The sequence below is a fragment of the Pseudonocardia sp. CA-107938 genome (assembly GCF_050936315.1).
GTDB lineage: Bacteria > Actinomycetota > Actinomycetes > Mycobacteriales > Pseudonocardiaceae > Pseudonocardia.
The window spans coordinates 4,927,040-4,940,003 of sequence record NZ_JBNJNA010000001.1; the positions used below are offsets into that span (position 1 = coordinate 4,927,040).

Sequence of the window (12,964 nt, forward strand, 5' to 3'; positions counted from 1 at the left end):
CCGCGATCCGAGGTCCGGCGATGTCGTTCACGGTCGCACGGCGGACGAACCGCCGGGCAGCGCCGAAGGTCCTGTCAGGGACGACCCCGCCCCCGCAGCTCGGTGGCGTAGACGGCGGCTTCCGTGCGCCGCGACATGCCGAGCTTGTGCAGCAGGGAGGAGACGTAGTTCTTGACCGTCTTCTCGGCGAGGTACATCTCGGCGCCGATCTGTCGGTTGGTGAGCCCGTCGGCGATGAGCTCCAGGATGCGGCGTTCCTGCGGGCTGAGCGAGGCGAACCGGGGGTCCTCGGGTTCGTCGCCGCGGCGCAGCCGCTCCAGCACCACCGCGGTGGCCCGGGGATCGAGCAGCGACCCACCGGCGGCGACGGTGCGCACCGCGCCGACCAGGTCCACGCCGCTGACCTGCTTGAGCAGGTAGCCGGACGCCCCGGCCATGATCGCGCCGAAGAGTGCCTCGTCGTCGGAGTACGAGGTGAGCATGAGACAGGCCGGTGCCGGGGTGAGCGCCGAGCGGATCTCGCGGCAGACCGACACCCCCTCGCCATCGGGCAGCCGCACGTCGAGCACGGCCACGTCGGGGCGCAGCGCCGGGATGCGCGCCAGCGCCTGCGCGGCGGAGGCCGCTTCACCGATGACCTCGATGTCGTCCTCGAGCTCCAGGAGCTGAGCGATGCCCCGCCTGACGATCTCGTGGTCGTCGAGCAGGAACACGGAGATCGTCATGGGGCTTCCTCTCGGTCCGGTGCCATGACGGTACGGCCACGGCGACGGCACGGACATCCCACGGACGACCCTGTCGCACAGTGCCGAAGGTCCCGGTCCTGATCGGGTCGGAGGGCTCGGTCAGAGGGTCGAGCGGGTCCGGCCCCTGGCCAGCATGTCGGCGACCGCACGGCCGATCCGCAGCTGTTCCCGGGCCCCGGACAGCCACGACAGCAGCCGGCCGCGGGAGTCCGCGGACGTGTTCGCGTCCCCCGTGTCGGGGATCCGCGGCGCGTGGGCGATGCAGACGGCGCAGTCCGTCGCGGGCAGGCCCGCGGTGAGCTCGCCGAGGGCCTGGTCGCGCAGGTGGCGCCAGTGGCCGGGATCGGTCCCTTCGGCCGGGGTGGCGAGCACGTCGGCGCGGAGGCGGTCGATGCCGGCGATGACGTCGGACAGGACGGTGGTGGGCATGGTGGGCTCCTCTCGAAGCAGGAGGGTGTGATGCGGTCTCACCGCGTGCCGGCGGCCCACGCCGTCGCGGCGGCGAGATCGTTGCGACCGAACCGGCGGACCTGCGGGTGCAGGATCAGACCGGCGACCCGGGCGGCCACCGCGGGGAGCACGCCGCCCACCACGAGCGCGACGCGGTCGATCGTGCGGTGGTGCCGGGCGACGAACCGCAGGTGCGCCCGCAGCGCGGCGACGTTCTCCCAGCCGGGCAGTGCCGGAGCGTGCAGAACGAGCCCGTGCGGCGCGGGGTGGTCGGCGAGCCACGCGTCGACCACCCTGGCCAGGTCGTCGACGTCCTGGACGCGCAGCGGCTCGGCGACCTCCACGACGAGCACCCCGTCCGGCCGGATGCGGTGGGTCAGGCGGGCGAGCTCGGGCAGGCTCTGCAGCCACGCGATGGCCTCGGCGCGCTGGGCCGACGGGAACACCCGCACCGGGTAGGGCATCAGGAACGCCGCGACGCGGGTGGTGTCGGCGAGCCGGTCCAGGTCGGTGACGACGGCGCACCCCTCGAAGGCACGGACGACCTGCAGACCGAGCGACATGTCCTCGAAGGCCGCGGCCGGCGTGATGCCGGCGAAGTCGGGGATCTCCACCAGACAGCGCAGTGGTCGGCCGTCGCGCAGAGCGTCGGCCACGAGCGGGACGACGACCCGGTCGTAGTCGTCGAGGGTCAGCTTGCCGCTGGACCGCAGGCCGTCGATGCCGGGTGGCAGGTCGAGGATCTTCTCGATCATGGTCGGTCCTTGTCGAACGCCGTGATGGGGTCGTGGATGACCTCTGCAGGCTCGTCCACCTGCTCGTTCCGTGGTACGGCCGAAGGGCTCCCGCGCTCAGGGCGGCCGGTCCTCGTCGGCCCGGATCCGGACGCCGTTCGCCGAACCGGTGGGAGACTTCCGGCCCTCACGGGCCGACGCGCAGCTGCGCGATCCCGGGCGTCTGCTCGGGGCGGTGGGTGACGATCACCGCAGCGCGGTCGCGGGTGGCGGCGAGGATCTCCTCGGCGAGCGCGTCCGCGGTGTGGGGGTCGAGGTGGGCGGTGGGTTCGTCGAAGATCGTGATGGGGCGGTCGGCCAGCAGCGTGCGGGCCACCCCGAGGCGTTGCCGCTCGCCGCCGGACACGGCCCCGCCGTGCTCACCGACGTAGGTGTCGAGCCCGTCGGGCAACCGGTCGAACCAGTCACCGAGGCGCGCAGCGCGCAGCGCCCCCACCAGATCCGCGTCCGTGACGGTCGAGGGATCCGGTGCGGCGAGGGCGAGGTTGGCGCGCAGCGTGCTGTCGAACAGGTGCGCCTGCGGTCCGCACCACGCGATCGCTCGCCGCACCCGCGCCCCGCTCAGCTCCGTCGCGTCGCGGCCGTCGGCCAGCACGCGGCCGGCCGTGGGCGACAGCGTGCGCATGAGCGCGGCCACCACCGTCGACTTGCCGGAACCGGACGGGCCGGTCAGCGCGATCCGCCGGTGCTGCCCGATGTCGAGCGAAACGTCGTGCACGGCGTCGCGGTCGGCGCCGGGCCAGCGGACCGACAGCCGCTCGGCGGCCAGGCGGTGCGGGCGCGCGCCGGCGGTGTCCGCTGCGAGGTCGGGCACGGTGGCGGGCGCGTTCTGCAGGTCGGCGATCCGCTGCGCTGCGGGGACGGCGCCGAGCAGCCGGATCGCGGCGTCGGGCAGAGCGGCGACGACGTCGGCGAGCGCGAGCGGGGTGAGCGCGAGCACGGCCAGCGCGGGGCCGGGGAGCGTGCCGGCCCGCAGCGCCGCGACGCCGACCGCGGTGCCCACGACCGACGTGGCGCCGATCGCGAGTGCCGCGGCGCCGGACCCGCAGCCGCGCGCCCACGCACCGCGGCGCAGCAGTGCCCGCAGGCGCCCGTCGGCGTCGGCGAGACCGGCCAGGTACCGGTCGGCCGCACCGAAGACGATCAGGTCGGGCGCCGCGTCGAGCAGTTCGACCGTGCGGGTGGCCACGTGTCCGCGGGCGTGCGCGGTGCGCCGTTCGGTGCGCAGCGCTGCCCACGCCGTCAGCGCGGGCGCGCCGACGGCGGCCAGGCAGAATCCGACGGCAGCCACGCCACCCGCCGCGGGGAGGAGCACGGTCGCGCCGGCGACGACGATCCCACCGACCACAGCGGCGGATGCGGCCGGCACGACGACGCGGGCGACCAGGTCCTGCTGGGCGTCGACGTCGCTCACCAGGCGGGCCAGGAGGTCACCGCGGCGCAGCCGGGCGGTGCCGGCCGGGCCGATGCGCACCAGCGACTCCCAGATCCGTACGCGCAGCGCGGTGCCGGCGCGCAGGGCGATGTCGTGGGTGACGAGCCGTTCTGCGTAGCGCAGGGCGCCCTTCCCGATCCCGAAGGTCCGCACGGCGACGATCGCGACCATCAGGGTGAGCACCGGCGGTTGCAGCGCGGCGGCGGAGATCAACCACGCGGACGTCGCGGTGAGCGCGACCCCGCAGCCCAGCGCCAGCGACCCCAGCGTGACCGCGAGCGCGGTCCGGCCGCGCAGCGGGCGCACGGCATCGAGCGCTGCCCGCAGCGCTGCGACGGGCGTCGTCCGACCGACCGGGTGGCGGCGCGCCACCACCCGGCCGGCGTGTCCCGGAGTCGGGGGGACGATGTCCGGGACATCTGTGGGGCGGGCGGGCGGCCCGCCGACCGGGATCGGGCGCGTGCCCGCGCCGGGGGAGGGCGGGGCGAGGTCGATCACCCGATCGCACGCGTCCAGCACCTCGGGGCGGTGGCTGACCACGACGGCCGTCCGGCCGGCGGTGATCGTGGGCAGCGCTGCGATGATCGTGGCCTCGGTCGCGGCGTCCACGCCCTCGGTGGGTTCGTCGAGCAGCAGGAGCGGACGGTCGGCGAGCACAGCCCTGGCCAGCGCGACCCGGCGACGCTGCCCGGTGGACAGCCCGTCGCCGTCTTCCCCGACGACGGTGTCGAGGCCCAGCCCGGGATCGCCGAGCAGCGCCGCCGCCCGTGCCGCAGCGAGGACGGCGCCGGGCGGTGCGTCGGGGTCGGCGAGTCGGATGTTGTCGGCGACGGTGCCGGCGACCAGCACCGGGCGCTGCGGAACCCAGGCGACGCGGTGCAGCCACGAGCTGCGGAACACGTCGGCGAGGTCGGTGGCCCCGACGGCGACGGTGCCGCGGTCCGGCCGGCGCAGGCCGAGCAGCAGGTCCAGCAGCGTCGACTTGCCCGCGCCGCTCGCGCCCCGCACCCCCACGACGGTGCCGGGAGCGATGTCGAGGTCCAGCCCGTCCAGCACCCTGGCGCCGCGGCCCTCGACCACGACACCGCGCAGGTGCAGCGGCACGACCGCCGGGTCGGGGCAGTGCGGCGGCACGTCCGGGGGCGTCGACAGTGGTGTCTCGAGCACCGCGAACGTCTCGGCGGCCGCGGCGAGCCCCTCCGCGGAGTCGTGGAAGCGGGCTCCCACCGCGCGCAGGGGCAGGTAGACCTCGGGCGCCAGAACCAGCACGAGCAACCCGGTGGCGAGGTCCATGCTGCCGTCGATGAGCCGCAGCCCGATCGACACCGCCACCAGCGCGACCGACAGCGTGGCGAGCAGCTCCAGCACCAGCGCCGACAGGAACGCCACCCGCAGCGTCCGCATCGTGGTGCGGCGGTAGGCGTCGGCGAGCTCGCGCAGCCGGCCGGACTGGCGGCCCTCCCGGCCGAACGCGACGAGCACGTCGAGGCCGGCAACGAGGTCGAGGAAGTGGTGGCCGAGCACGGCCAGGCTGCGCCACTGCCGGCGCGTGGCGCGCTCGGTGTGCAGCCCGACGAGGATCATGAACACCGGGATGAGCGGGACCGTGAGGCCCACGATCACGCCGGAGAGCGGGTCGGCCACGAGGATCCGCGCGGCGACGACGGCCGGCACCACGGTCGCCACCAGCAGCGCCGGGAGGTAGCGGCTGAAGTACCCGTCGAGCCCGTCGAGGCCGCGCGTGGCGAGTGCGGCCAGCTCCCCGGTCGGCGGCAGCCCGGGATGCCGCGGACCCAGCCGCAGGACGTGCGCCAGCAGCGAGGTCCGCAGCTGGCCGACGACGTCGGCAGCGGCGCGGTGCGCCGCCACCTCGCCGGCCCAGATCAGGACGGCCCGACCCACGACGACGCCGAGCAGCGCCCCGAGCGCGGGGGCCAGCACGTCCATCCCCGCGTTGCCGAGGAACGCGTCGGCGAGGACTCCGGCCAGCAGCTGGGCCTGCGCCAGTACGAGCACGGCGGCCGCCACGGCCAGGCCGGCCGTGAGCACGACGAAGCGGCGCGCCGCCGAGGCGTGGCGGAGCAGTCGTGGGTCGAGCGGCTTCATCGCGTCGTCGTCCCGGGCGTGATCTGCGGCGCCGCCGGGAGACCGGTCGCGGGCGGGATGTCGGCGCGGCCGATGCGGCGGCGGAACACCCAGAACGTCCAGGCCTGGTAGGCGAGCACCACCGGGGTCATGATCACGGCGACCCAGGTCATGATCGCCAGGGTGTACGGGGTCGACGCGGCGTTGACGGTCGTGAGCCCGAACGCGGGGTCGGTCGTGGACGGCAGCACGTACGGGTACAGGGACCCGAACAGCGTCGCCGTCACCCCGACGATGGCCACGGCCGTGGACACGAACGCCCACCCGTCCCGGCCGCGGAGCGTGAGCACGAGGCCGGCGAGGAGCCCGGCCGCGGCGATCGCGGCCGGCACGGCCGTCCAGACCACGCCCTTGTCCAGCAGCGTCCAGCCGAGGAACGGACCTCCGATCGCGACGGCTGCGGTTCCCGCGTACGCGACCGCCGCGCGCGCCAGTTGCCGCACCTCGCCGGTCGTCTTCAGGGCCAGGAACATCGCGCCGTGGAACGTGAACAGGGCCAGCGTCGCGAGACCGCCGAGCAGGGCGTACGGGTTGAGCAGGGTGAGCAGCGAGCCGGTGAACTCGTGCTCGGCGTCGAGCGGGACGCCGTGCACGATGTTGGCGAACGCGACGCCCCACAGCAGCGCGGGAAGGCCGGACGACACGACGATCGCCACGTCCCAGTTGCGCCGCCAGCGCACGCTGTCGATCTTGCCGCGGAACTCGAACGCCACCCCGCGGACGATCAGCGCCACGAGGATCAGCAGCAGCGCGAGGTAGAAGCCGGAGAACAGGGACGCGTACCACTCGGGGAAGGCGGCGAAGGTGGCGCCGCCGGCGACGAGCAGCCAGACCTCGTTGCCGTCCCAGACCGGGCCGATCGTGTTGATCGCGACGCGGCGGTCGGTCTCGGTGCGACCGACGACGGGCAGCAGGACGCCCACGCCGAAGTCGAAGCCCTCCAGGACGAAGTAGCCCGTCCACAGGACCGCGATGAGCAGGAACCAGATGTCGGCGAGTGCCATGGCAGGCTCCTCAGTAGGCCACGGCGAGGGGCCGCGGCGCGTCGGGGCTGTCGGGGCTGTCGGGGCTGTCGGGGACGCTCACCGCTGGCGGGCCGGCTTGCGCGTAGCGCACCATCAGCACGCCGTCGATCGCTGCGAGCACGCCGTAGAGCAGCGTGAAGACGGCGAACGAGGTCACGACCGAGAAGGTGCCGACCCCGGGCGACACCCCGGCCGAGGTCGGGAGCACCCCGAACACCAGCCAGGGCTGCCGGCCCATCTCGGTGAAGATCCAGCCCACGCTGTTGGCGGCGAACGGGGTCACCAGCGCGGCCAGCGCCACGCGATGGAACCAGCGGGGCACGGGCTGCTTCGCCCGCCGGCGCGTGAACCACAGGCCCACGGCCGCGAGCAACCCGGCGAGGAAGCCGAAACCGATCATGAGCCGGAACGTCCAGTAGGTCACCGGAACGTTCGGCACGTAGTCACCGGGGCCGTACGCGGCCTGCTCGGCGCGCGCGACGTCGTTGATGCCCTCGACGCGCCCGTCGAACGAGCCGGTGGCCATGAACGACAGGACCCGCGGCACGCGGATGCTCCACACCTCCTGGCTGCCGTCGAGGGTGCCGACGGTGAACAGCGAGAACGAGGCGGGCGCGACGGTGTCGTAGAGCGCCTCCGCGGCGGCCATCTTCATGGGCTGCTGCTCGGTCATCAGCCGGGCCTGCAGGTCGCCGGTGATCGCGACGCCGATGCTCGCGATCAGCACCGTGACCAGCCCCAGGCGCATCGACGGCCGGAACACCTCGGCGTGCTGGCCGCGTGCGAGGTGGTAGGCGCTGATCGCGATGACGAACATGCCACCGGTCACGAAGCACGCGGTGATGGTGTGGGTGAACGCGCCGATCGCGGTCGAGTTGGTCAGCACGGCGCCGAAGTCGGTGAGCTCGGCACGGCCGCGGGCGGTGTTGACCACCGACCCGACCGGGTGCTGCATCCACGAGTTCGCCGCGAGGATGAAGTACGCCGACAGCATCGTGCCGATGGACGCCAGCCAGATGCACGCCAGGTGCACCCGCTTGGGCAGCCGGTCCCAGCCGAAGATCCACAACCCGAGGAACGTGGACTCCAGGAAGAACGCGAGCAGACCCTCGATGGCCAGCGGGGCACCGAAGATGTCGCCGACGAACCGGCTGTAGTCGCTCCAGTTCATGCCGAACTGGAACTCCTGGACGATGCCGGTGACGACGCCCATCGCGAAGTTGATCAGCAGCAGCTTGCCCCAGAACTTCGTCATGCGCAGGTAGCGCTCGTCGGACGTGCGCACCCATGCGGTCTGCATGCCGGCGACGAGCAGGGACAACCCGATCGTCAGCGGGACGAACAGGAAGTGGTACACGGTGGTGACCGCGAACTGCCACCGTGCGAGATCGAGGTTCATCTCATCCTCCGCGGGTGTCGCCGGGCGGTCCGGCTCCGTGACCAGCCTCGGCCGTTGCCGGTTCCGGAGGCAGGGCCGGCGGACCCCGATCCACGGGACCGCCGGTCCGGGCCTTGGACCGTCCGGATCGGGACCTTCGGCCCGACCGAGAGCCGGAGACGGCCGGCGGGGTGTGCCGGTTCCGGCGATCAGGTCCCTGCGGCCGCCACCGGGGGAGCCATCTCGACCGGATCGTCCGAGCCGTGCGCGGCGACACGGGCCGCGAGGACGAGCTCGACGACGTCGTCCAGCACGACGAGCCCGTCGGGCAGCGCGGTCGCCACGGCATGGGCGAAGTCGTCCAGGCATTCCGCGTCGCCGACGGCGACGATCATGACCGGGCGCCCGTCGACAGGGCCGTCGGGCCCGTAACCGGCGTCGCCGCGGAACGCGCTGATCCCGGGCAGACCCTGCTCCCTCGCCAGCTCGATGATCGTCTCCGCGACGAGTCCGCACCCCGTCGACGAGCCGGCTCCGCGGTCCTCCACGAGGATCGTCAGCCTGCGGCGGGTCCGGGGCATCGGCCTGCTCACAGCTCACACCTCGGGTCGGGCGAGCGACTTGAGGAGGTCGGTCGCGGTGAGGATGCCGAGCACCTCCCCGTCGTCGACGACCAGGACGGCGTCGACCCGGTGCTCGACCATCGCCCGGGCCGCGTCCGACCGCCGTGCCGCCGGCCCCGTGCTCGGCAGCGGGACCCGCAGCCTGCGCACCGGGTCCGCGGACCGGTCGTCGGCGATCGCGCGCACGATCGAGGCCTCCGTGACAGCGCCCACCGCGCGATCGCCGTCACGGAGCACCAGGTGCCGCACCCCGTGGTCGGCCATCGTCCGAAGGGCGGTTCCGGTGTCGGCCCTGGATTCGACGGCGACGACCTCGCGCGTCATCAGGGTGGTGACGAGTGGATCGTCGTCGATGACGTCCGGAGGTGCTGCCAGCAGCGGTTGCTCGGTCATGGGAGTCGTTCCTTCCTGCCGGTCACGACCACGACAGGCTGGTCCTGCGGTGGCGTCGCACCAGTGCGTCGAGGGTGCGCCGCGCCGCGGGCCGACGGGCAGGGGCGAGCGAAGGCTCCCGCACGGACGCACGACCGGACCCGACCGTGCCGTTCGGCCCTGGAGGACGGTGCGCGACTCTGAGCGTCCGCGGTCCAGGCTTCCGCCCACTCAGCCGGCTGCGCGACCGGGGCGAGCCCAGCTCGGGTCGTCGCGACGGACGTCGCGGGCGTCGCGGCTCGGAGAGAGCGCGGTCGGCGCCGTGATCAGGGTGTCCGCGACGGCCCGCCGTGGTGTGGACGGCACCGGCCATCCGCGGCCGATGCGCAGCAGCACCTGTGGGCTGTGGATGCCGCGGATCAGCGAGCGCAGCCGCTCCCGGGTCTCGTCGACCTCGACGATCTGGGAGAGGAACGACACCGCGAGTCCGGCCACCGTCGCGGTGAGCAGTACCCGCTGCATCGCCTGCCCGGTGTTGACCTCCGAGGTCGGACCGAACATCTGAGCCGACAGCACCACGAGGGCGGGCCGGCTCTCGAAGACGACACCGGTCTGCGCGGTCGTCCGGCCCTGCCCGTCGGTGAAGTCGCGCTTCACCCAGTGGTCGTGCGCCGAGGGGCGCTGCTCGCCGGGCAGAGCCGGGATCCCGTCCGCGCGGTCGGGGCCGACAGCTGCCCAGCGGGCGAGCTCGGCCTGGAAGGCCGGATCCGCCTGCTGGGCGGCGTAGGCCTGCGCGGAGAGGTCCTGGAGCTGTGCGCGTTCGCCGGGGTCGTCGACGACGTGCAGCCAGGCGCCCTCCTCCACCGCGGCACGCCGCAGGGCGGACAGCTCCGCGCCCGTCACCGGTTCCTCGGAGAACGGGCGACGGTTGGTCCGCCGACGCGGGATGGCGGCGAGCAGATCGCGTTGACCCGGAGTCGGCGGCTTGCGACCGCCGTAGCGGACAGTGGCGATCAGGTCCGGGTACGTGCGGTCGGCCTGGAGCGTGACGAGCGGTCGGACGCCGAGGCCATGGAGCGCGAGTCGGAGGTTGAACAACGCCGCCCCGCACGCCAGGCGCTGCTCGCGGCCATGCGGATCGGCTGCGGGTAGCCGGCGGGTGGGGTCGGCCCACACCTCGATCACGTCGGGTGCGACGCGGAACAGCCATGGCTGGCTGTTGTGCAGGGAAGGGGCGCGGCCTGCCGCGGTGAGCAGGCCGACGACGTCCTCGGACGTCAGCCCGAGCGCGGCAGGGATATCCGTCATGTGGTCATGATCAGGAGAGCCGGCGTCTCCCACCACGGCCGAAAGTCCCGTCCTGGAGGACAGCAGTACCTGTGTCGAGGTCCCCGTGGCGGGCCGGCTGCGGACAGGGCCGAACGTCCGCACGGAGCCGGAGAAGGTCCTCGGAACACGTCTCCGGCACGCGCCCAGTGTCGCCCCGCTGCGGGACCTCGGACCGTCGTCGAGCACCGGCCCGGACCAGCAGGCTCGGAACCCGGGAAACACCACGCACTCGGAGGAAGGAACAGCTGTGGACACGACGGCTCGCATCGTGGTCGGAACGGACGGAACGCCGGCTGCCGCCACGGCAGTGCGGTACGCGCTGGAGGAGGCGGGCCGCCGCGCGTTGCCGCTGCGGGTGGTGGCGGTGGTGGCGGTACCCGACTACTGGTCGGAGGCACTGGCCGTGGCCAGGGATCTGCCGGACATGCCGGACCTGCACCCCGCCGCGCGCCGCGCCGCACAGACCCAGATCGACGAGGCCGTCGCCGGCGATCCCGCACTCGGGGCGGTCGACGTCGCGGTCGACGTCCGCGACGTCATCGCCGGCTCGCCCGGGCAGGCGCTGGTCGACGCCGCCGCCGGAGCCGAGCTGCTCGTGGTCGGCCACCGCGGCCGCGGAGCTCTGAGCAGCGCGATCCTCGGCTCCGTCGGCCTGTACTGCGTCCTGCACGCGACGAGCCCGGTCACGGTCGTGCCGGCCACCTGGTCGCCGCGGCGTGTCGAGGCGGCCGACGTCCACGCCGCCGCGGCCACCTGAGGAACCCGTCACGTCGACGCTGCAGGAGACGACATGGCCGGCGACCCGGCGCACCCCACGATCCTGGTGGTCGTCGACGACGGTGCGGGCGTGCCTGACGCCGTGCGGTGGGCGGCCCGCGAGGCCGCCCACCGCGGCGGTGTCGTGCGTCTGGTGCCCGCCACTCGCCGGCTGCTCGGCCGGTCGCGGACCGCTCCCGTGCTGGCCGGGGCCGTACGGACCGCCACCGCCGTTGCGCCGGACGTCCCGGTCGAGCTGTCCGGTGCCGACGCCGCGACGCGCAGCCGGTCCCAGCTCGCCGCCGAATCGGCCGCCGCCGACCTGCTCGTCGTGGGCGGTCGGGAGTGGGGCCGGGTCCGGTCGTTGAGTGCCGGACCGGCGCGGCGGGCCGCGCGCTGCCCGGTCGTGGTCGTCCCGCCCGCGTGCGGCGTGCCGGACCCGACCCTTCCGGTCGTCGTCGGTGTCGACGGAACCTCGGCGAGCACGGCCGCCGTCGACTTCGCGTTCGCTGCTGCGGCAGGCCGGGGGGTCGCGGTGGTCGCGGTGCACACCTGGTGGGACCGCATCGCCGACGGCGAGGTCGAGGACCAGGGCGACTGGGCGCGTGTCGCGGACGAGGAGAGAGCCGCGCTCGACGAGCACCTCGCCCGGCCGGCCGCCGCCAACCCGGCCGTCGTCGTGCACCGGATCAGCCGTGCCAGCTTCGCCACCGGTGCGCTCATCGAGCTGTCGCGCCGCGCGCAGCTCGTCGTCATCGGGTCGCACCACCACGGCCGCCTCGGCGCGCACCTGGTCGACTCGGCCGGGCGCGCCCTCGTCCGCGCCGCCGCGTCTCCGGTGGTCATCGCTCCGGTCACGGCCCCGGTGCCGGCGCGCGCGGTCGGAGGTGGTCGTCGTGGCTGATCGCAACCCCGCTGCGTCGACCCGTCGACGCGGTGGAGGCGGGTCGAGGGCACGGCGACGGTCGTCAACCCGTCGAGCGTCACGGCCCGGCCGACGGTGATCGCGAGCGTCCGGTGGACCGGGCACGACGGCACGCTGCAGCAGGGCGACGCAGCGGTGGATGCGGGTCTCCGGGCTGGGGCGACCGTGACGGTCTGGCTGGACCACGAAGGTCGGCTGACGCACTCCCCGCTCACCGCCTCCGATGCGGTGCTGTGCGGGTGGGTGGCGGGGCTCGGCACCGCCGCGGCCGCCGCCTCGGCCCTGGTGTCCGTGTGGTCGTTGATGCGCCGTCTCGCGCTGGCGGTGAACTGCCGGCGCTGGGCGGACGAGTGGGCGGCGGTCGAGCCGCACTGGCGGAAGGAGCTGAGATGAACGACGAGGATTTCCCCGTGCTGGTCCGCGACGTCATGCGCGCGCACCCGGTGACGGCGCGCCCGCGACACCCCGCGACGGCCGCGGCGACGCTGCTGCTCGATCACCGGACCGTGGCCGTGCCGGTGGTGACGGCCGAGGGCCGGCTGTGCGGCGTCGTCGACGAGACCGAGCTGGTGCGCGGCTTGGTCGTCGAGGCGGACGAGGGCGATGTGCCACTCGTCGCCGATCTCATGACCCCGGCCCCGTTCACCGCCGCTCCCGACGACGACCTGCGGTCGACCGTCGAGGCTCTCCTCGACCGCGGGACCCGACTCGTGCCCGTCCTCGACGACGAGCGGCTGGTCGGTGTGGTCACCGCCCGCGACCTCGTGCGGCACATCGTCGAGCGCGCAGCGGCGGTCCCGGGGCGGCCCGGCCGCCGCGCCGCCGCGGAGGCGACGACACCCGCGCACGCGGCGTCGGCCTGAGCCCGTCGGATCGTGACGGAGGCCGATCTCGTGCGCGGCCGGGTCCCACCCGACGGACAGGACGGGGCACGTCCGCTGGACGTCCCGGTCCGGGCCGGACGACGACGGTGCACTCGTCGGGAT

The 12,964-nt window shown here is 74.2% G+C and carries 13 protein-coding genes; 4 read left to right on the plus strand and 9 right to left on the minus strand.

From position 1 onward, the window contains the following. Nucleotides 1-74: 74 nt before the first annotated feature. The 9 genes from ACQEVB_RS24390 to ACQEVB_RS24430 form a co-directional block, all read right to left on the minus strand. Complete coding sequence (locus ACQEVB_RS24390) at nt 75-725, minus strand: response regulator (protein WP_432975320.1); 651 nt, start codon at nt 723-725, stop codon at nt 75-77. 120 nt (nt 726-845) lie between these two features. After that, the gene (locus ACQEVB_RS24395) at nt 846-1,175 is read right to left on the minus strand and encodes a hypothetical protein (protein ID WP_432975323.1); all 330 of its coding nucleotides are present in this window, start codon (nt 1,173-1,175) and stop codon (nt 846-848) included. 38 nt (nt 1,176-1,213) lie between these two features. Beyond that, the gene (locus tag ACQEVB_RS24400; protein WP_432975326.1) at nt 1,214-1,951 is read right to left on the minus strand and encodes an STAS/SEC14 domain-containing protein; all 738 of its coding nucleotides are present in this window, start codon (nt 1,949-1,951) and stop codon (nt 1,214-1,216) included. A 166-nt stretch (nt 1,952-2,117) separates the two neighbouring features. Then, complete coding sequence (gene cydD, locus ACQEVB_RS24405; protein WP_432975329.1) at nt 2,118-5,531, minus strand: thiol reductant ABC exporter subunit CydD; 3,414 nt, start codon at nt 5,529-5,531, stop codon at nt 2,118-2,120. After that, nucleotides 5,528-6,574 (minus strand): cytochrome d ubiquinol oxidase subunit II, encoded by a 1,047-nt coding sequence (gene cydB, locus ACQEVB_RS24410; protein WP_432975332.1) that lies wholly within the window; start codon nt 6,572-6,574, stop codon nt 5,528-5,530. The genes cydD and cydB overlap by 4 nt, the downstream gene beginning before the upstream one ends. 10 nt (nt 6,575-6,584) lie before the next feature. Further along, nucleotides 6,585-7,994 (minus strand): cytochrome ubiquinol oxidase subunit I, encoded by a 1,410-nt coding sequence (locus ACQEVB_RS24415; protein WP_432975335.1) that lies wholly within the window; start codon nt 7,992-7,994, stop codon nt 6,585-6,587. Nucleotides 7,995-8,182: 188 nt separating this feature from the next. Beyond that, a complete protein-coding gene (locus ACQEVB_RS24420) occupies nt 8,183-8,566 on the minus strand; it encodes a DUF190 domain-containing protein (RefSeq protein WP_432975338.1) in 384 nt (127 codons plus the stop codon). 3 nt (nt 8,567-8,569) lie between these two features. Then, complete coding sequence (locus tag ACQEVB_RS24425) at nt 8,570-8,989, minus strand: CBS domain-containing protein (protein ID WP_432975341.1); 420 nt, start codon at nt 8,987-8,989, stop codon at nt 8,570-8,572. 210 nt (nt 8,990-9,199) lie between these two features. After that, nucleotides 9,200-10,276 carry an Acg family FMN-binding oxidoreductase gene (locus ACQEVB_RS24430; protein ID WP_432975344.1) on the minus strand — a complete coding sequence of 359 codons (1,077 nt, stop codon included), beginning with the start codon at nt 10,274-10,276 and terminating at the stop codon, nt 9,200-9,202. Nucleotides 10,277-10,544: 268 nt separating this feature from the next. Here ACQEVB_RS24430 and ACQEVB_RS24435 point away from each other — a divergent pair, with 268 nt between their 5' ends. From ACQEVB_RS24435 to ACQEVB_RS24450, 4 genes are all read left to right on the plus strand, one after another. After that, nucleotides 10,545-11,054, plus strand: a complete 510-nt coding sequence (locus ACQEVB_RS24435; protein ID WP_432975347.1) for a universal stress protein — start codon at nt 10,545-10,547, stop codon at nt 11,052-11,054. Between the two features lie 33 nt (nt 11,055-11,087). Further along, nucleotides 11,088-11,957, plus strand: coding sequence for a universal stress protein (locus ACQEVB_RS24440; RefSeq protein WP_432975350.1), 870 nt, complete (start codon nt 11,088-11,090; stop codon nt 11,955-11,957). Between the two features lie 186 nt (nt 11,958-12,143). Further along, nucleotides 12,144-12,371, plus strand: a complete 228-nt coding sequence (locus ACQEVB_RS24445; RefSeq protein WP_432975353.1) for a hypothetical protein — start codon at nt 12,144-12,146, stop codon at nt 12,369-12,371. Further along, nucleotides 12,368-12,841, plus strand: a complete 474-nt coding sequence (locus tag ACQEVB_RS24450; RefSeq protein ID WP_432975356.1) for a CBS domain-containing protein — start codon at nt 12,368-12,370, stop codon at nt 12,839-12,841. The genes ACQEVB_RS24445 and ACQEVB_RS24450 overlap by 4 nt, the downstream gene beginning before the upstream one ends. The last annotated feature ends 123 nt before the right edge of the window (nt 12,842-12,964 follow it).